This window comes from Cohnella soli (assembly GCF_042655525.1).
Taxonomy (GTDB): Bacteria; Bacillota; Bacilli; order Paenibacillales; family Paenibacillaceae; genus Cohnella; species Cohnella soli.
Window position 1 is genome coordinate 1 of record NZ_JBHSMI010000023.1, and the last position, 19,575, is coordinate 19,575.

18 protein-coding genes are annotated in these 19,575 nt (G+C 51.2%); 10 read left to right on the forward strand and 8 right to left on the reverse strand.

Features of this window, described 5'->3' with window-relative positions; translation table 11 throughout:
* Both ACFPOF_RS10730 and ACFPOF_RS10735 read left to right on the forward strand, forming a co-directional pair.
* Positions 1-204 (forward strand): hypothetical protein (locus tag ACFPOF_RS10730; protein ID WP_378132349.1); only part of this gene is annotated, 204 nt, incomplete at its 5' end.
* Positions 205-363: 159 nt separating this feature from the next.
* On the forward strand, positions 364-2,727 hold the full coding sequence (locus ACFPOF_RS10735) for a discoidin domain-containing protein (protein ID WP_378132351.1): 2,364 nt from the start codon (positions 364-366) through the stop codon (positions 2,725-2,727).
* 833 nt (positions 2,728-3,560) lie between these two features.
* Here ACFPOF_RS10735 and ACFPOF_RS10740 read toward each other — a convergent pair.
* From ACFPOF_RS10740 to ACFPOF_RS10760, 5 genes are all read right to left on the reverse strand, one after another.
* The gene (locus ACFPOF_RS10740; protein WP_378132353.1) at positions 3,561-4,559 is read right to left on the reverse strand and encodes an SGNH/GDSL hydrolase family protein; all 999 of its coding nucleotides are present in this window, start codon (positions 4,557-4,559) and stop codon (positions 3,561-3,563) included.
* Positions 4,560-4,801: 242 nt separating this feature from the next.
* A complete protein-coding gene (locus ACFPOF_RS10745; RefSeq protein ID WP_378132355.1) occupies positions 4,802-5,650 on the reverse strand; it encodes an AraC family transcriptional regulator in 849 nt (282 codons plus the stop codon).
* A gap of 26 nt (positions 5,651-5,676) precedes the next feature.
* Positions 5,677-7,056: an ADP-ribosylglycohydrolase family protein gene (locus ACFPOF_RS10750; RefSeq protein ID WP_378132357.1), complete on the reverse strand. Its 1,380-nt coding sequence runs from the start codon at positions 7,054-7,056 to the stop codon at positions 5,677-5,679.
* A 162-nt stretch (positions 7,057-7,218) separates the two neighbouring features.
* Positions 7,219-7,641 carry a nucleoside 2-deoxyribosyltransferase gene (locus ACFPOF_RS10755; protein ID WP_378132359.1) on the reverse strand — a complete coding sequence of 141 codons (423 nt, stop codon included), beginning with the start codon at positions 7,639-7,641 and terminating at the stop codon, positions 7,219-7,221.
* A 96-nt stretch (positions 7,642-7,737) separates the two neighbouring features.
* Positions 7,738-8,232: a hypothetical protein gene (locus ACFPOF_RS10760; RefSeq protein ID WP_378132361.1), complete on the reverse strand. Its 495-nt coding sequence runs from the start codon at positions 8,230-8,232 to the stop codon at positions 7,738-7,740.
* A 149-nt stretch (positions 8,233-8,381) separates the two neighbouring features.
* Here ACFPOF_RS10760 and ACFPOF_RS10765 point away from each other — a divergent pair, with 149 nt between their 5' ends.
* Entirely contained in the window at positions 8,382-8,960 is a 579-nt protein-coding gene (locus tag ACFPOF_RS10765; protein ID WP_378132363.1) for a GNAT family N-acetyltransferase, read from the forward strand.
* Positions 8,961-9,058: 98 nt separating this feature from the next.
* On the opposite strand, the gene ACFPOF_RS10770 is transcribed toward ACFPOF_RS10765, so the two are convergent.
* Positions 9,059-9,523, reverse strand: coding sequence for a winged helix-turn-helix transcriptional regulator (locus tag ACFPOF_RS10770; RefSeq protein ID WP_378132365.1), 465 nt, complete (start codon positions 9,521-9,523; stop codon positions 9,059-9,061).
* Between the two features lie 130 nt (positions 9,524-9,653).
* Here ACFPOF_RS10770 and ACFPOF_RS10775 point away from each other — a divergent pair, with 130 nt between their 5' ends.
* The 4 genes from ACFPOF_RS10775 to ACFPOF_RS10790 all read left to right on the forward strand — a co-directional run bounded on the left by ACFPOF_RS10775 (position 9,654) and on the right by ACFPOF_RS10790 (position 12,804).
* Complete coding sequence (locus ACFPOF_RS10775; protein ID WP_378132367.1) at positions 9,654-10,316, forward strand: DUF899 domain-containing protein; 663 nt, start codon at positions 9,654-9,656, stop codon at positions 10,314-10,316.
* Between the two features lie 22 nt (positions 10,317-10,338).
* Complete coding sequence (locus ACFPOF_RS10780; protein WP_378132369.1) at positions 10,339-11,241, forward strand: NmrA family NAD(P)-binding protein; 903 nt, start codon at positions 10,339-10,341, stop codon at positions 11,239-11,241.
* Between the two features lies 1 nt (position 11,242).
* Positions 11,243-11,632, forward strand: coding sequence for a DUF5360 family protein (locus ACFPOF_RS10785; protein WP_378132371.1), 390 nt, complete (start codon positions 11,243-11,245; stop codon positions 11,630-11,632).
* Between the two features lie 122 nt (positions 11,633-11,754).
* On the forward strand, positions 11,755-12,804 hold the full coding sequence (locus ACFPOF_RS10790) for a helix-turn-helix transcriptional regulator (protein WP_378132373.1): 1,050 nt from the start codon (positions 11,755-11,757) through the stop codon (positions 12,802-12,804).
* 48 nt (positions 12,805-12,852) lie between these two features.
* On the opposite strand, the gene ACFPOF_RS10795 is transcribed toward ACFPOF_RS10790, so the two are convergent.
* Positions 12,853-13,728 carry a LysR family transcriptional regulator gene (locus ACFPOF_RS10795; protein ID WP_378132375.1) on the reverse strand — a complete coding sequence of 292 codons (876 nt, stop codon included), beginning with the start codon at positions 13,726-13,728 and terminating at the stop codon, positions 12,853-12,855.
* Between the two features lie 113 nt (positions 13,729-13,841).
* Between ACFPOF_RS10795 and ACFPOF_RS10800 the strand changes: the two genes are divergently transcribed.
* Together ACFPOF_RS10800 and ACFPOF_RS10805 are read left to right on the forward strand one after the other, a co-directional pair.
* Positions 13,842-15,239, forward strand: coding sequence for an MFS transporter (locus ACFPOF_RS10800; RefSeq protein ID WP_378132377.1), 1,398 nt, complete (start codon positions 13,842-13,844; stop codon positions 15,237-15,239).
* Positions 15,240-15,317: 78 nt separating this feature from the next.
* Entirely contained in the window at positions 15,318-16,214 is an 897-nt protein-coding gene (locus ACFPOF_RS10805) for a LysR family transcriptional regulator (protein ID WP_378133120.1), read from the forward strand.
* Here the strand turns inward: ACFPOF_RS10805 and ACFPOF_RS10810 are convergent.
* Entirely contained in the window at positions 16,202-18,292 is a 2,091-nt protein-coding gene (locus ACFPOF_RS10810) for a multicopper oxidase family protein (RefSeq protein ID WP_378132379.1), read from the reverse strand. The two genes, ACFPOF_RS10805 and ACFPOF_RS10810, sit on opposite strands and share 13 nt — an antisense overlap.
* A 290-nt stretch (positions 18,293-18,582) precedes the next feature.
* Here ACFPOF_RS10810 and ACFPOF_RS10815 point away from each other — a divergent pair, with 290 nt between their 5' ends.
* Entirely contained in the window at positions 18,583-19,443 is an 861-nt protein-coding gene (locus ACFPOF_RS10815; RefSeq protein WP_378132381.1) for an AraC family transcriptional regulator, read from the forward strand.
* Positions 19,444-19,575 lie beyond the last annotated feature (132 nt).

The following is a 19,575-nucleotide window of genomic DNA, read 5'->3' on the forward strand; positions in this document are numbered from 1 at the left end:
ACCTTCTTCAATTCGGCTCTGCTCAATGTCACTGTCTCCTGTCTCATAGTGACATTATCTCAGAACAGTTATAGGGTGACATTATCACAGCACAACGACATCATTCTCACTTTTTCTCTTGACGGGATGAGATTCGGCGACTATGATAACGTGCCGGTCAACTCTGCCCGGGCAATCCCAGGGTTGTTTAGGCATGAAATGTAAAGAAGTGTATATCAAAGTAAACAACAATCTATATATTCCGCTTAAAATCGCCCCCTAGAATGAGTGGTGAAAGGGGCGTTTGGGATCGCTGGCCGGCCGGATCAAACCCATGTACCAGACTTGCGAATGTCATTCAAACCTAAGAAATGGGGATGAAAAATGAAACGGAGTCTGAAGTATCCAAGAGTAAGCTCGTTGGTGTTATCGTGTGTGCTCGTCTTTACAATTGTGTTTGCCGGTTATCCGTCAGTAGAGAAAGCATCCGCGGCGACGGGATATTTTCCGCCTAACACCGCAGCATCCGGAAACGTGAAGAATTTGGCTTTGCTGTATACCGGCTACTACGGCGGGAGAACGACATACGAGGGCAAAGAAATCGGCACGTACGACAAAAACACATTGCTGCCCTATGTTGCGCACTACAACAGCAGTAATGCGATGGACGATACTTTTTTCGACTCGTTTCTGTTCCTCGGCATCAACACGCCCGATTACCGGGACTTCGGCGACACGGCGGACCCTGCCAAATGGACGTACAAGGCGGATTGGGAATGGTATATGAATCGTCTTTTCACCGCCAACCAGCAGCTCGATGCCCTGAATCAGGCTACCCAACAAGTGGCAACGACGCTGAATCAAGCAAACTACAAGTCCAAAGTGTACATTATGGTGCCTTACCCCAACCATGAGATCACCAATTTCGGGGATGTCGATAACGACGGCATCAGCGAGAACCTGAATTCGACGCCAAGCAACTTGACCAAGGTAACCAAGTGGTATATCGACAAGGTAATAAGCAGATGGAACCAAGCCAATTACAGCAATCTCGAATTAAAAGGCTTCTATTGGTTCCACGAAGATATCGACACCGGCAATGCCGGCGAAGTGAATGCGATCAATAACTCCGGCAACTACCTCCATACGCTTGGCCTGAAATTTACGTGGATTCCGTATTTCGGCGCAGGGCAAAGCAACAACTGGAAAAACTATTCCTTCGATTTCGCCATCCAGCAGCCTAACCACTATTTTGTTCCGAGCACCGATTATTCCAGAATGACAATCACGAACGACCAAATCATCACGTACAACAAAGGCATCGAGATGGAATTCGACGAAAGGGCGATGTTCGACCCCGATTTCAGAACCCGGTTCGAGAATTACTTGAAAGCCGGCGCAGAATACGGGTATATGACAGGAGCGATCAAAGGCTGGTACCAGGATATTTTCGGGATATACAATTTCTATAAAAACAAGAACAATAGCGGCGTGAATGGGGTGTATGACGGTAGGCAGATGTACGAGGACATCTACAAATTCACGAAAGGAACGTACACGATTCCGGTGAATCTGGCGAGCGGTAAAACGGCGGCTTCCTCTTCCAACCAAAGTTCGTCCCTGACCGCTGCCAAAGCTGTCGATAATTTGCCTGGAACCCGGTGGTCGAGTCAGCAAAATTCCAACACGGAATGGATGTACGTCGATCTTGGGCAGCAGTATAATGTCAACCGTGTCAAGCTTACCTGGGAAAATGCGTACGGCAAAAGCTACAAAATCCAAGTGTCGAACGACGCAACCAATTGGACGGACATGTATTCAACAACGACAGGCGACGGCGGTGTGGATGATATCGGCATTGTGCCTACAACGGCAAGGTATGTAAGGATGTACGCAACGGAGAGGGGAACCGCGTATGGTTACTCCATTTATGAGCTACAGGTATACGGAGACAGCGTCGGGGCGGGGACGACAACGAATCTGGCGGTAAACAAGACCGCTACGTCGTCTTCCAATCAAGACGCTACCCTAACTCCGAACAATGCCATTGACGGCAACGCGACAACGAGATGGTCGAGCCAGTTTACGGACCCGCAATGGATGATGATCGATCTGGGGCAGTCGTATAACCTCAATCGGGTCATCCTGAATTGGGAGCTCGCTTACGGCAAAGGCTACAAAATTCAAGTGTCGAACGATGCGACCAATTGGACGGATGTGTATACGACAACGAATGGGGACGGGGGGATTGACGACATTTTCTTTAATTCCGTCAATGCGAGGTACGTCAGAATGTACGGCACGCAGAGAGCCTACTCGTTCTACGGCTACTCTCTCTATGAATTCCAGGTTTACGGCAAACCGAATCTGGCGTTAAGTAAAACGGCGACAGCCTCCTCCAATGAAACTTCCGCGCTCACGGCGGATAAAGCTGTGGATGGCAGTACAACGACCAGATGGTCCAGCCTGTATACGAATCCGCAATGGATCTATGTCGATCTCGGGCAGGAAACCCGCGTCAACAGCGTCAAGCTGAACTGGGAGTTCGCCTATGCCAAAAGCTATAAAATTCAAGTATCGAACGATGCAATCAACTGGACGGACGTTTACGCGACAACGACCGGAGACGGCGGCATCGACGGGATTTATTTTGAGCCGGTGAATGCGAGGTACGTAAGGATGTATGCGACAGAGCGGGGGACGATATACTGGTATTCCCTTTATGAATTTGAGGTTTACGGTAATTGATAGATAAAGGATAGGTGAGATGCCGAGGATGTTCTTAAGGCGGGGCTGTTCCATAGTGAAAGACTAAGGGGCAGCCCTTGTTTTGTGCTCACGATTTTAAGTTTGCGGAGATACATCTCTTTCTGGTTGCTGCTCCATACCGAGCGCGTAAGGCACCTCCAGCCCGGAGATACTGCGCCAAACGCATTAATTCGAGCGCGTAAGGCGCCTCCAGCCCGGAGATACTGCGCCAAACGCATTAATTCGAACGCATAAGGCACCTCCAGCCCGGAGATACTGCGCCAAACGCATTAATTCGAGCGCGTAAGGCACCTCTAGCCCGGAGATACTGCGCCAAACGCATTAATTCGAGCGCGTAAGGCACCTCCAGCCCGGAGATACTGCGCCAAACGCATTAATTCGAGCGTGTAAGGCACCTCCAGCCCGGAGATACACCGCCAAACGCATTAATTCGAGCGTGTAAGGCACCTCCAGCCAGGAGATACTGCGCCAAACGCATTAATTCGAGCGCGTAAGGCACCTCTAGCCCGGAGATACTGCGCCAAACGCATTAATTCGAGCGCGCAAGGCACCTCTAGCCCGGAGATACTGCGCCAAACGCATTAATTCGAACGCATAAGGCACCTCCAGCCAGGAGATACTGCGCCAAACGCATTAATTCGAACGCATAAGGCACCTCCAGCGAGGAGATACTGCTTTATTGCTTAAGACCTTAGACAGCCCCCAGGTTATCGGTAATGCCATCATGCGGCAAGCTCGCAAAAATGACCGTCAGGGACAAGGTGCCCCCTGACGGTCATTTTCTGCATGTCCAAAAGCGGTTTGCTTACGCATTAACCTTTCAGCATGCTCACGAACGATTTGCTGTAAATCCAGTGTCCGTAATCGTTTGGATGATTGATGTTGTTCAGAAGCAGACTTTCGTGCGTCTTGCCTGCCGCAAGCTCGGCGGTCCATTCTGCATGGGCGTCAGCGACACCGATTCCGAACTCTTCCCCAAGACGGCGGATGACGTCGGCATAGAGGGACGTCTTGCCGCTCGTATACTGCCAGTTCGGATTAGGTTCGCATGGCGTAACGAGAAGGATGTCGGTGTCCCCTGCCTTGCGGATCGAATCGATCATATACCGAAGATTTTGCTCGAACGCTTCCAACGAAGTCGTGTTGCCGACCGGCTGTTTGTTCTGGTCGTTCATCCCGTAGCCGATGGAGACCAGATCGGGCTGAAGAGGGACGACATCCTCGTTAACGCGGCTGGCGCCTCCGCTCGTGTCCTCGCCGCCGATCGACTTGTTCACGATCCGGATACGGGCTTCGGGGTAGATGCCGCTCAGCGTGTCCGCGAATCTTCCGAAATAGGCCAGACTCTCTTCGCTGGCTTCCCCGCCCGAGCTGATGCTGTCGCCGTAAACGACGTAGACGGCTTCTTCCCCCGCCGCGAGTTTGCTGGCAAGGCGTTTAAGCCATCCCGAACTCTCGATATCGCGGGCAGATAAGCTTTCGCCCTTCGTTTCGGATTCCGTCGCATAATCGACGTATACCGTGTAGATTTGATTGCTGAAATCCGGGTACTTGGTGTGGTCAAATTCGCTCACCCCGTACAGCGGATGCAGCGTCCCGTCGGGGATTCGGCTTCCCTCCGTACGGCGTATCGTCCCCTGGTCGTAATCGATGATGTAGTCCTTGCCTTCCTCATACTCGACCGAATCTCCGCTGACGGCTTTCGAACGATTGCGAGCGGAGACCGGCTCGCCGGCAATCGGTTTGTAGCGAAGGGGTAAAGCTTCCTCTTTCATGAACACGAATGCTTCCGCTTGCTGTTTGTTCGCCATCGAATGATATCTCTCCCGTTTACCGTGTTTATCCGATGATTTCTACGGTTGCCAGTTGCGAGTTCAGGATGATACCGAGGAAATCTTCGGGTTTGTCCATGCTCAAACGCCAGGCCTGCTCCGTATCTTCCGCCCGATATCCGTATGTGGCCAGGGGGCTTTTGCAGCCAGCCGTCGCGTATGCCTTCAAGGGTAGCATCGATTCGCGGCGTTGTCCATCCAGAAGAGCAGCGCAGCTTATTTCACGGGGCAAGCCCCATAGATTGCCGATAAACGATGGGAGAAATGCCGGCGATGTCCTTAAACGCGCGATAAAAGGTCGGCAAGCTTTGGAAGCCGCATTCGAACGCAATATCGGCAATCGCTTTGTCCGTTCCCGCCAACTCTCGTTTGGCGGCCTGAATGCGCAGGAGAGAGACGTAATCGGAGAAGCGGTAGCCTGTCGTTTCAAGAAATGCGCGGCTGATGCGCGATGCGCTGACACCTAGCTCATCCGCCAACACAGCCAAGCTCAGCGGCTCACGGAAGCGGCGTTCTACCAAGGCGGCCAACGACTGCGTTTGACGCACAGCCTGCACCATCGTCTTCCGCTCGTCATTGCTCAGCATCTCATTGTAATGGCGGAGCAGGCGGCCGCATAACTGGATCAGCGCGCTTTTGGCCATCGCCAAATAGCCGGGGGATTTGTCCCGCAGTTCCTGTGCGATTGCAAGCATCCAAGGCGTAAGCTCCTTCGCCAGTGGCGATCCGCCGGCAATATGGTTTCGGAAATGAGAAGAACGGTAAGAGAAGGGCAGCAACAAGCCGGGCTCCTCCGCGAGCAGCAGCGCCGGATCGAAGTTAATAAAAAGATATCGGCTTGGATCATCCGGGTCGGATTGCGCGATATGGCCTTCCTCGTTATTCACGATAAATATATCGCCGGGACAAACCGTATAGCTTTTGCTGCCGAAGTAGAAACAGCCTCTGCCCGATAGGCAGAGGCCGATTTCCAAACTGGAATGGATATGAGGCGATTGCCGATCGGTGGAAGGCGTCCACTCGAAAGCGTTGATCGGAATCGGATGATCGTAGGTGATATGCAATTTCATCTCATTCAGCGTCCCCTTAGCATACATCACTGATGCTTTCGGAAAACATTATAACTTCTGCGGGCGCATTCTGAAATAGAAATAGGGTGGAAGCCGCTGACGTCTGCGTACAAAGTATCGTTCAGGGGCTTGATCCAGGCATCGGGCAGCGCCGCCGCCCCAAGCGATGCGCCAAGTATGGAGCCGACGGTAGCGCCGTTGCAATCGGTATCCCAGCCGCCGAGCACAGCCGTCGTAATTCCTTTCTCAAAATCGCCGCCGGAATGAATAAGCGCTGCTGCGCACAGTGCGGCATTATTGTTGGTATGAACGCAGTGATAATGCTTAAAGGCATCCCAGATTTTCTCGACTAATTCGAGTTGATCCGTCGTGTTTTCTGCAATCCGGACAGCCAGTGCAATGTCTTCCGCCAGACGGCTGCGCTGCGGAATTTCGCTGAGTCCGATCTCGATGATTCGCTTCACGTCGCTCTCCACGAATGCGGCCGCAATCATAGCGGAGCAGAACATCGCGCCGTAAATTCCATTTTTCACGTGAGAGAAGGAGGCATCCCGCCAAGCAAGCTCAGCCGCAAGCTCGGGCCTGCCGGCAGCGCCGTAGGCATAACCGTCAACGCGAATTTGGGCGCCGATCCATTCGCGGTATGGGTTCAAATAGGAACGTCCCCAATGGACAAGCTCTTCCCAATTATCGGGTCGATCACCGCTAATATGCGAAGTGGTCCGGGCAAAATTCAGGTAGGCTTGCGCTTCGGCAGTGAACACTTGACCAAACGAAAGACGACGGTGCCACAACTTGCCGACGTCCCAGGAGTTAAATCCGAGCCCGCGCTCCTCAAGCATGAGCAGGCCAAGCACCGTGTAACGAATATCGTCGTCCGTTTCCATGAAGCGGATGTTCTCTCGGCAGCTGGCCAGAGAGCTCCAGCGTGCAATCTTCATGTCATATTGCGCTTCGGCGGTAGACTCCCCCGGTGTAAAGTGGCGAATCGGCCATTGTCCCGCGCCTTCGAACCAAAGTTTAATATTGTGCCAGCCGGGTCTGCCGCCCGAGCCCTGCATGAAGTCGTGAGCTTCCAGCGGCTTACCCAATGCGCAGCCGGCGGACCGGCCGAGCCAGGCGCCGTAAAACTTGTTCTGCCATTCGGCCTCGTCTAAGTTTGCGGTCATCTTGCGCGGCCCTTCCGGGCGTTCGGCGTGGATCGATTCCAAGTCCGACGGCTCGATATACTTAAAGTCTGCGCGTGGTTCAAGAGCCATTAATTCATGGTAGACCTCCATAATCGGAGCTTCGTCCGTGCCGGCCGCTCCCAGTCGTTCCGTGAAACCTGCCGTGTCGCAACCTTCCTCTCCTCGCTGCTGTATTTCATCCCGAACGATTTCCCGCAGTCCCAACCATTCCGCCATAAAGGTTTCCTCCCGCATAATGTTAAATCTTTAACCCTGATTATAGCGAGCATTGCCGTCTATGGCTTCTCAAAAGGTGGAGGCGATCTTCTCATTTTTTGCGTGCGGCACCAAATGAAAAAGCATGACCGGGAAGACGGCCATGCTCGTTCACCTTGTTCATTACAACATTTCGCCCGTATAGAAGGAGCTAGGCAGCTTATCGAAATTGTAAGTTTCCAGTTCTTCCAATGTGATGTTGGCGTGGGCACCTTCGTGGACCATCAGGTTGCTGTTCGTGCCAACATGAATAAGAATGACCGGCTTATCGGTTGCAAAAGCGTAACCTAACTCCCAAGCCGTCCCGCTGTCCGAGTAGTTGCCATGGTAAATGCCGACAACAATCTCAGACCACTTGATATATTTAATATCTTTCATGAAGGTTTCAATCGACCACTGGCGAGATCCGACCTCGACATTTTCAATGTTATTTCTAAGCGGCGAGAATACGTTCAAGCCTTTGTCGGCCAGAATCCGTTCGACCTGTTCGAGAGTAGCGAGCTCTTTCGCATTAAAAAACGGGCTGGCAAGATAAACTCTTTTCATGTGAGTTCGAACCTCCATTCATGACTGAGCTGATATTCCATATTCTCCATTAAACCTGCGATCCATGCAGATTTTTAAGTAGGTTCAAGTATTTACTTAGCGATAAGTAAAGGCATACAGAACCTCACCAGAGTTGGCATCAACGACGACATTGAATTCGTGATTTACGACCGGTTCTTGGCCGATAGAGGCATGGCCTTTTTTTGTGATCCCTTTGAAGGTTACGATGTAGACAGGAGTATCTTTCAGGAAACCCTCTTTCTGGAGTTGAGGATTCTTTTCCTTAGCTGCCTCCGAGAACAATGCAAAATGGTTGTTCGTCATGAGTTGGTACTCTGCGTTAATGTCGTTGGCTTCCTTTGCATATCCTGGCGCGTATTTCGAGGCAATCGAAATCGCTTGCTCGTTGGTGAGATTTGCAGCGGCATCCGGTTTTTTGAGCGTCACGCCATCCATTTGAAGCGCAGCCTGGTCATGAGCTGTTATCGGGGAGGAGGTATCCTGTCCTGCATTCGCCTTAAGGGCATAACTTGAAACAGTCGTCACAGCAGCGGCAAGTATAAGTACAGCAATCCCATTTTTTCTCTTCATATTCGGATCCCTCGTTCTTTCGGTTGTTGAAGGTGCCAAAGAACTAATTACAAATATATGGTACTTTAATAAGACAACTGCATTGCCGAAAATGTTGCATGGAGTTATTTGCTTTCAAATCCTACTGATTCAAAAGGGGTGTGTCGAGAATGGAAGTTTTGCCTGTAACGCTAACCGGTAGCAAAGTTGAATTAAGACCGATGGAAAAAGGTCATGCCGAAGGGTTGTATGAGGCTGGCTGCTACCCGGGGGTTTGGGAGCTCACCCAGGGGCAAATAGTTTCGCAGGAAGATGCGAGGGAATACGTACGTAAAGCTTTAGAGAGTGAACGTGCCCTGCCTTTTGTCATTATCGAACGGGAATCAGGCAAAATTGTGGGGAGCACTCGGTTTTTTGATATTTCGGTGCCGAACAGGAGTCTGGAGATTGGCTCTACTTGGCTGACACCGAGTAAGTGGAGAACGCCGCTTAACACGGAATGCAAGTATTTATTGTTGAAGCACTGCTTCGAAACGCTGCAAACGATCCGGGTGCAGCTCAAGACCGATTCCCGGAACGTGAGGTCCCAAAAAGCGATTGAACGTCTTGGCGCCAAGCAAGAAGGGATACTGCGAAACCATATGATCTTGCCTAGCGGATACATACGAGACTCGGTTTACTACAGCATTCTGGACAGGGAATGGCCGCATGTCAAAACACGGCTTGAAGGGTTTTTAGCGCAAGTTTAACAGGTGCTTGGGAGTGGATAGCCCGATTTTTCCGGGCTATTGGCCGTGAAAGCGGCCGGCCGGCGGAGCTTTTCGCTAAACCGAATCTCCCCGCCGAATTAAAAAGTCATTTCCAATTTAGCAATCACGCTGTTGGGACCGCAAAAGATGGAACCGTCGTCACGCACGGTATCTCGAATGAGCCGAATCATCGCTTCCCGATCGGCTTGTACGGCGTCGATCCACTTTCGAGGGGCATCGGTCTCCGAATCGTAATAAGCGCCCCAATGGGCCATATCGATCAGAATCGGAATTAAATTGAGCCCCTTGTCCGTAAGCGAATAAAGCTCTTTGCGCTTGTCCGCTTCATGGGGCTTCTTGACGAGAATGCCGTTCGACTCTAGCTGAGCAAGACGGCTGGCAAGAATGTTCGAAGAGATGCCTTCTTCCGACTCGAGGAACTCTCCGTATGTTTTTTTGCCGAAATAGACGATGTCACGGATGATCAGCAGTGACCAACTGTCTCCGAAAGTTTCCAATGCAAAATTAATCGGGCAATGTGACTTGTTGTTTGATCTTTTCATACACCCAACGTAACATACTTGCATGATGAAAGCAATTCAACTTGCATTATAAAAGTGAAATGACTATGCTAATGGTATTGCAACTCGCACAAAACTTTCCAATCCTCTCGCAGAAGGGACGAAATGACGAATGAGTATGGCTGCAATGACTCACATTGTGTCGGAAGAAGAATGGCGGATCGAGCGTCAAAAGTTGCTGGCCAAAGAGAAGGAGCTTACTCGGGCATTGGATGCGCTGGCCGCAGAACGCAGGAGATTGCCCATGGTTCGGGTTGATCGCGATTACGAGTTTGAAGGGGCTGACGGGAAGGCGAAATTGACCGACCTATTCGATGGGCGTCGTCAGTTGATCGTCTATCATTTTATGATGGAGCCGGGCTCCGGCCATCGTTGTCGGGGGTGCTCTTCGTTCATCGACAATATCGGCCATCTTGCCCATCTGCAGGCCCGGGACACCGCATTCGTGCTCGTATCGCCGGCACCGTTGTCGCAAATCGAACCTTACAAGAAGCGGATGGGATGGAACGTGCCTTGGTATTCGTCGAACGGGGACAGTTTCAACAACGACTTCGATGCGGGCAAGGGATTCGGTCTGAATGTGTTCCTGAGTAATGATGATGTCGTCTATCGCACCTACTTCACGACGTCGCGCGGCGTGGACAGAATTAGGGCCGATTTCAACCTGCTCGACCTAACGCCTTTTGGCCGTCAGGAGGAATGGGAGGATTCTCCCCCTGGATGGCCGCAGAGCCCGCCGTATACGTGGTGGCGTCTGCACGACGAATACGAATAATGCGGAGAAATGGAGGCGCGTGATGAAAACATTAATCGTGGGAGCAACAGGATTGCTTGGCCAGGAAATGCTTCGGGCCAGCAAGGAATACGGAAACGACGTACATGTGTTAGTAAGGCCTTCAACCGCACTTCATGCGAATAAAATGAAATCACTTCAAGCAGTCGGAGCAACGATCCATTTGGGCGATCTGGATGATTACGATAGTCTGCTGCGTGCGTGCAATTGTGTCGATAATGTCATATCGGCGGTCAATTGGCAATCCGGCGACGAAACGATCCTTGTCCGAGCCGCAAAAGACGCAGGGGTTAGACGGCTTGTCCCTTCCGTATTCGGCGTGAACCATGCCGCTGCTGCACCCGGATCTTGCTTGATTTTCGATAACTTCGCTTCCGTGTCTAAGGCCGTCTTCGATGCGGGAGTTTCGTACACGTTCATTCATACAGGCGGCTTCTTTACGTATTGGGTATCCACGTTAGGCGACATGACCAAACTTGGCGGCCACCTTCCGCCATCGGAGGTCGGCGTGTACGGGGATGGCAACGTGAAGGGCGCTTTCGCCAGCGAGTCCGATATTGCGTGTGTAACTGTTCATGCGTTGAACGATCCGGCAATGGCAAATAAAGAGATTCATGTGTCCGCGAATACAGTCACGCAGAACGAGTTGATTGGGCTTTGGGAGATGCTGAGCGGCAAAGCCGTCAAGCGAATACCCATCTCGCCCGACGACCTTGAGCAAATGATCGCGGACGCTGCGGCCTCTGATCAACGGGTCATGCAAAGCGTTGCCCAGCTTAAGAGAGCTTACTGGATTCGCGGCGAGTCCGTCATGCTTGCTCCGGGTACGATTGACGCGTCAGAGCATTACTCGCATCTGAAATTCCAAACCGTCAGAGAGGCAATGACACGATTGGAGAGGGATTGAATTGAAGTCGTTGAGATGGTTTTTCTGGTTTACGGACATCGCCTTCGTCTGTTACTGGCTGATTACCGCGTTGAAATGGATTCCGGAACAATATTTGTACCTGGACTATAAGAACCCGATTTTATACGCCTGGAATTGGTCGTTTTTCCCGCTTGATCTGTTCATTTCCTTGACCGGATTCTACAGCCTCCGCTTCATGCACAAAGGCGATAACGCATGGCAACGATGGGCGCTTGTCTCGCTGGTGCTGACATTCTGCTCCGGCCTTCAAGCGGTTGCCTATTGGACTGTCAGGCTCGAATTCGACTTGCAATGGTGGATTCCGAATTTGTACTTGCTCATTTACCCGCTGTTTTATATTCCTCGATTGCTGAGGTCGGCAACGTATTAAAACTCTTGTAGGATAGACTCAGGTAATTTGACGAAAATCAGCCGCCAACAAAACTACTGACCGTAACTGTCGGTAGTTTTATTGTATACTAGGCAAAAACGGCTTAGGGAGTGAAGCGAGACATGGCTAAAGCAGATAATATGCTGTCCATTCTCTGGCTGCTCCGTTCGGGCAAGAAGATGACGGCGCAACAGCTTGCAGATGAGTTGGAGATCCATGTGCGCACCGTGTATCGCTGCATGGACTCCTTAAGTGCGAGCGGAGCGCCGATTATTGCCGATTCCGGCCCGAATGGCGGTTACACGCTGCTTGGCGAATTCGTCGACTCCCCGCTGCTCTTCGATATCGAAGAACAGAAGGCGCTCGTTCATGCTTCCATCTTCGCCCGGGAAGCGGGGTATCCGTTCACGGACGCTCTTGCTCGTGCAGTTGACAAGCTGAAGCGTTATTCCAACGAAGACCAGCTTGAACGAATGAACAGGCATGGCAACGGGCTTGCTGTTATTCAGACGCCCACGGATGCAAAAGAGCTGGAATGGCTGAGACGGTTGGAAGAGGCTGCTGCCTTGGGAGAGTCGTTGAGTATGGTCTATGACAAGGGGACAGAGCTTGCGCCCAGTCATCGGATACTTGATCCGTATGGCATCGTCCACTGGAAAGGGATATGGTACGTCGTAGGATTTTGCCGCTTACGGCAGGAAGTTCGAAGCTTCCGCGTGGATCGCATTGTCCGGCTGGAAGCGACGGATACCCGTTTCGAACGTCCGGCCGCCTTCTCCGCGAGGGATTTCCTCTTACGTTCCTTGCTCCCGGATTCGCTCGATGCCGAGACATTAGTCCTCGTCCGCATTCAGGGACACGAACATGCACTGAACGAGCTCTGCAAACATTGGCTGTTCGGCCACGCACTGGTTGAACGTAGGAGGCCCGATGAAGCACTCTTTAAGCTGGGGGAGCACTCATTCCACACCTACGTGCCGTATTTTCTTCTTCCGTATGGAAAGTCTCTCGAGATTGTTGAGCCGCCGGCGCTGATCGACCGTATGGCAGAAGTCAGTCACGAAATGTATAAGCACTACGAGGCTATGCAAACCCAAATAAACCGTCCTCTAATCGCGGGTATCGAGCCGATCCGGCTTCGCCCAGTGGGCGGCAAAGGGTTGGACTCATAACGCGGATTAGCAGGATGAAGCAGCCGGAGTGCCGCTTCATCCTGCATTTCATTTCAATGACTTGAAGTATTCGATAACGAATTCGCGAAATTCCAGAGCAGCCCGCGAGATGTACCGTCGCTTGTTCCATAACAGAGCAATCTCCCGCACCGGCTCGTGCTTCTCTATGCGCAGATGATGAATCTGTTCCCGCGAGTTTCTTGCCGTACTTGGCATGAAGGCGATGCCAACCTCGGCTTCTACAAGCGAGCTAAGCCTCGCGGGTTCATCCCCTTCATACACATACTGAGGCTCGAATCCGGCAGAGCGGCATAAGGAATCCACGAAATCGCGAGCGCCGTAACCTTTGGCCACTCCAACGAACGATTCGTTTCTCAGTTCCTCTAGTGACACGCTGCTTTGGTTAGCTAGCCGATGCGTCTTCGGAACGGCAATGAGAATGGGGTCGACGTACACCGTCCGGCATTCGATGTCGTCCTCTTGAATAGGGGGAGACGATAGGCCGAAATCCACCTCTCCCTTATGAAGCAGCGTCGCCATATCGTTCGCGCTGACCATTTGTACATGATATTGAATAAGCGGCCGTTTCTTCCGGAATTCCCGAAGAAGATTCGGAAGTAGACTTGCGGTCGTTACCGCTAATTCAAGCGTGCCACTATCCCCGCTGGATAAGTCGCGAATCTCCTCTTTCCCTTGCTCCAATTCGTACAATGCCTTTTCCGCGCGGCGAAGGAACCGGTTCCCGAACTCGTTCAGGCGCAGATTCCTTCCCGTTCGATCGAAAAGAGGTACGCCCAGATCCTCCTCCAGGCGCTGGATCGTTTTGCTTAATGACGATTGGGTCACATGCAGACTGCGTGCAGCTTCCGTCACATGCTCCAGACGGGCGACTTCGAGAAAATATTGGAGTTGGAGAAGTTCCATTTGCGCACTCCTTTTTATTCCTTCTGATGAATGAAATCATAACATAGAATGCGTTGGAGTGAATGGAAGTTTTCCGGTACGCTATCATCAAAATACTTCAGGGGGAACGCAAAATGAATACCCGAAATAGGTGGTTGGTGATTTCGGTTGGTCTGGGGGTACTATTGAATCCCTTAAACTCCTCCATGATTTCCGTTGCTATCGCAAGGCTGCAGCAGGCGTACCGTCTCGACTTTACCGCCGTCTCCTGGATTATTTTCTCCTTTTACATCGCGAGTGCGATCGCTCAGCCGGTCATGGGCAAGATCAGCGACCTGTTCGGCCGCAGGAAAATATTCATGGCCGGACTCATCGTCTCGTTCGTATCCTTCGCGGCCTCGTGGCTGGCCTCCTTATCGCCAAACTTCGGTTGGTTGATCGTCGCCCGCGTTGTGCAGTCAATCGGTACAAGTATGCTCGTTGCGGTGGGGATGGCCATCGTAAGAGTGCATGTGACGGAAAAACAAGCTTCCGCGCTGTCCGTTATATCGATTTTCTTGTCCGGAGCGGCGGCCATCGGCCCGTTCGTCGGCGGGATTTTGCTTAAGTGGTGGGACTGGCCTTCGCTCTTCATCGCCAGTCTTCCCTTCGTGGCGGCAAGCTTTGTATTGGCCCGTAAGACGATTCCCAAGGATAAACCGGCTGTATCCGCAGCCCATCATCGGTCTCTACGTCAGTGGTTGATCTTGATTGATGCGTCGGGAATTGTACTGTTTACCGTCGGTCTAGTCGGCTTGCTGATTGGTTTACTGTCGATCAAATCAACGGGGCATGTCTCTTCCGGGAACATCATTATCGGTTTGATCGGACTCGCTGCGCTGGTCGCTTTCGTGCGGCAGGAGCTAAAGACGTCGTCGCCTTTTATCCCTTTGCGCACGTTCGCCCGGTATCCCGCCTTGGCCGGGGTGAATGTCCAGAATATGATCGTCAACCTGCTATTTTACGCGCTCTTCTTCGGGCTCCCGTCTTACTTGCAGTTGGTGCGCCATGTCAGCGAATTTCATACCGGGATGCTGATGCTGACGTTAGGCGCGTGCTCTCTCGTTGCTTCTCCAATTGCGGGACGATGGATCGACAAGTCAGGCCCTCGGCCCGCGCTAGTCGTGTCCGCGCTTCTAATGGCGCTAGGGTCGGTGTGGCTGGTAATATTGACCCCGACTTCGCCCGTAATCAGCGTCAGTCTGGCGTTAGCTGCATTTGGTATCAGCAACGGGCTGAACGCTGTGGCCATGCAAGCAGCATTATTCAGAAGCTCCCCCAAAGAAATGGCAGGCGTAGCGTCCGGTCTGTTCAATACTTCGAGATATGTGGGGACGATGTTATCCTCGCTGCTGACAGGCGTCGTTATGGGCGGCACGTTCAGCTTTGGCGGGTTCCGATGGCTGGGGGTCATCCTCACGATCATTGCCCTCATTCTGGTCGTTATGGGCTTGCGGTATCGGGAATCGGGACAATCGCAACAGCCAGTTTAATGAGTGCATTCGCATTCAAGTCAATCCATTTTATTCTATAATGAAATGGATCAGAAGGAATGCGAGGTGCATCATCCATTGGAGCTTCTTCAGCTTGAGTATTTCCGTACGGTAGCTCGCTTGGAACATATGACAGAAGCGGCGGAGCTGCTGCATGTTACGCAATCGTCGTTAAGCAAGACGATTCAACGTTTGGAAGAGGACTTAGGCGTCTCCTTATTTGACAGAAGCAGAAGCGGCCGCAGGCTGCGACTGAACGAGATCGGTCGTTCTTTTCTTCGGCGAGTAGAGAGGGCATTGTTCGAACTGGAGGAAGGGAAACGCGAAATCGTGGATTTGACGAGCGCGGACAACGGTACTTTGGCGCTCGCGGTTAACACGGCCTACATGTTGCCTGATATTCTTCATCAGTTTCGGGTGAAGCGACCGCAAGTCCAGTTCCATGTCCAACAGTTAGTCACTCATGAGATGGAAATCCAAATCAAAAAAGGCGAGGTAGACTTTTGTTTGTCTTCCCCGCCGATTCTAGGCAGCGAACTCGAGTGCGATATCGTGCTCCAGGAGCAGATTTACGTGATTGTGCCGACGACCCATCGGTTCGTGAACAGGGAACGGGTTCGATTATCCGAACTGAAGGAAGAGCGGTTTGTCAGCTTAAAAAAAGGCTACGGTATTCGCGACTTGATGGATTCTTACTGCGAGCAGGCAGGATTTGTGCCGGAGAACGCTTATGAAGGCGATGAGCCCGCAACTCTGAGTCCACTGGTTCAAGCGGGCTTGGGAATTTCTTTTATCCCCAGATCGGCACTGCAATTCCGTCCGCTGGAGAACGTTGTCTTCCTCCAAATAGAGGACCCGATATGCATACGGGAAGTTGGGCTATCGAGACATCAGAGCCGTTATTTAACGAGTGCAGCCAAGGAATTTCGCCAAGTCATCATGGAGCACTTTCAGAGAATAGCTTATTCCGGCTGATTGTTTGTTTCCCTTCCGGTCTCGAAAGGCGTAGTGATGCCTTCATACGACAAATGCATCGTCATTCCCGTTTTTGCATGCAAGAGATTATGGCAATGATCCATCCAGATTCCGGGATTATCGGCTTTAAAGGCGACTTCGTACACTTCGCCGGGAGCCACGTCCAGAGAATCCGTCCACCATGGACTTCCTGTCGTCGGTTTCCCGTTCCGAGAGAGAACGAGCAACGTATGTCCATGAAGATGCATCGGATGATGGTCCATACCGCGATTAATAAAAGTCGTTTTGACAATATCGCCTTCTTTGACCGTTAACGAAGGAGTATCGGGGAAAACGCGCCCATTTATCGTGTATAAAGCATGTAACTTGCCGTCATAGAACCCTAATCGGCTATCTAAGACGATTCTGTATGTCCGGTCGAATTTGCTATCGATGGTAAAAGGAGTCTGTAGTTTTTCCCCATAGCTGCTCGGATCAAATACAGGATTATTCTTATGGATTGCCGGGATTGCATTCGTCTCCGTCTCGCTGAAGACGATTCCCGGAGTTGTACCCGAGTCGCTTTGGCTGCTCAATCTTACCGGTGTTGAGGGCATCGTAAATAAAACATCGTATCGCCCGCCGCCGGCGATAAACAACGTCTGATTCTCTATCTGGGTAGGCGCCTGAACATCGTTGCCATCTATCGCGATGACCTTCAACGCGGCGCCTGACAATTGAAATGATTGCGGGAGGTTCTGGGCATTAATGATACGCAATCGAACAGGCGTACCCGCAGGAATCGTCTGACGATCGAGGGTGTCCTTTAACCCGTATGAAGGGGTTAATGTAGATTTACTCGACAACTGCCAAGCATGGCTTAATACGGTGATGTCTTTTGTATTAGGCTGCGGAGTATCGTTGGGTTCTACGATGAGCGAGCCGAACAGCCCTTTGACGACTTGTTTCGCCGATTGCTGATGCGAATGGTACCAGTACGTTCCCACCTGATTAGCTTGAAAACGATACACATGCGTCCCTCCGGGCGGTACGGAATCTTGAGTTACCCCGGCCACCCCATCCTCCGCATTAGGCACGTTATAGCCATGCCAGTGAATGGTGACCCCGTCTTCAATATCCTTATTCCTTAGAACGACCTCAACAATTTCGCCTTGTTTCACCCTAATCTCCGGACCGGGAGCGGTGCCATTAAAGGTCCAGGCTTCCATCGTCTTTCCGGAGCTTAATTTGACTTGTTGTTTCTGGGCAACCAGTTCGTAATGCTGGTCAACTTGCTCAGTTTGAGGACCTGTGAGCGTGGTTAGGCTTATTTTATCAACATTGTTGGAGTTGTTGCCGGAGTGGCTCATCGATTGCATATTCTTCTCATGCTGTTGATGCATGTCACCCATGTTCATGTGGTCGGGCAGAACGGAGGCCTCCATAGACAAGCTGTACCAGACGCTGACGATGACGACAAAGCAAACAAACGAGATCGTGGCGCGTATCAGTCTCTTGGTAGCCGGCATGGCATAGCCGGTTCGCATGAGCTGTGCACTGCGACGTTGCTGACTGAACCACAATGCAGCTACAATCAAGGCGAATGCAAGCCACAGGAGAGCAGCGTTGCCGACATTCAGCTCGAAGGGATACACGAAATAGAAAGTATAACAATCTACGATCGCGCTTAGCAGGGTAGCTTGAATAGGAACAACGAAATTAGGCGAAGTAAGTAACTTGCGATCCACTCCCGTAACGTTGGCTTGCAGCTCGTCGGTCATGTGGCGGGTGATCTTGCGCAGGGTAGAGAAGGATACGAGCGTCGAGATTGCCGAAGGAACGAGCAGCGGTATCGTCAGTAATGTTTTCTCCAGCATAAAGTCTAATCCGTACCCGCCTAACAAGAACAGAATGACGAACTCTGCAACGACCAACGCTTGAGCCGACACGTATAGAACGGTAAAACGTTTTATGCTTTTCTTTAACTGTTTTTCCGTACTCCGGAAGGGAAGACGGCCCATACGATTGGTTACGATCGCCCATAATACAACCAACAGAAATACTACGGCAAAATCGGTGAAATAAAGCTGTTCATACATGATGCGAACCCCTTTCCCTATGAAGGCAATGAAAAGATTTCCTGAATTCATGCCAATCTTAGGGGATATGCCGCATTTATTCAAACGCATTTGAAATCATGGGAAGATAGATTATAAGGAATGCGCCGCAACTTTATATGAGCCGGATGAGCAATAGATGGATTGAACGGAATGGCTAGGCTGCCATCTATTCGGCAGCCTTTTGTTATAATGAACTGTCCATACTAAGCACGGAAAGACAGGATTTATGCTTCCGTAATCCTTATCATTTTCCTTGGGAGCTGAGCGAGATGGCATTGGTCGAATCCTTGCAGAAGGCAATTGACTACATGGAAGTGCACTTGTTGGAAAATCTGACGATCGAGGTGATTGCCAAGCAGGCGAACCTGTCATCTTCTCATTTTCAACGCACGTTTATGATCTTGACGGACTTATCTGTCGGTGATTATTTGCGGCGACGTCGTTTAACGTTGGCGGCCCAAGAATTAACGAGCTCGGAATGCAAAATTATCGACCTTGCCTACAAATACGGTTACGAAACTCCCGAAGCTTTCACCAAAGCTTTCCGCAAACAGCATGGCGTTACGCCGAGCGAAGCCCGCAACGGGATCGGGAAGCTGCAATCTTATAACCGCCTGACAATACAGGTGAGTTTGAAAGGGGTAGAACCTATGAATTACCGCATAGTTGAAAGAGAGGCGTTCAAGGTTGTCGGCGTAAAGCGTGAATGTCCTTGCGGCGGCGAGAAGGCGGAAGGACCGGGTATTCCGGAGTTTTGGGCCGAAATGAATGCTAACGGAACGGTTAACCGCTTGATTCCATTGCTCAATGGTAAAATACATGGCGTGTTGGGCATAAGCGACAATTATAACCCCGAGAGTAACACGATGGATTACTGGATTGCAGCGGAACACGCCGGCGTCGTACCGGACGGGTTGTCGAGCATAGATTTCCCCGCGGCGAAATGGATCGCTTTTGAGGTGAAAGGGTCGATACCAACGGCCATCACGGACGCCTGGAAGCGAATCTATTCGGAATGGCTCCCGTCCAACGGGTATGCGCCAGCTGAACTCCCGTCTATCGAGGCTTACATTAGTCAGGACCTCACCAGTCCGAACTCTACGAACGAAATCTGGCTTGCGGTTCAATAAGAAAAACATATTTCAAGGTCTTATCCTTTGGGTGCTCAAAGCGATAAGACCTTTTTTTGTTGTTGAGGCGGCGGTCTTTCACTTTGATTTACCCTTCAACAGAAGATAATATTGACACATATAATATATATG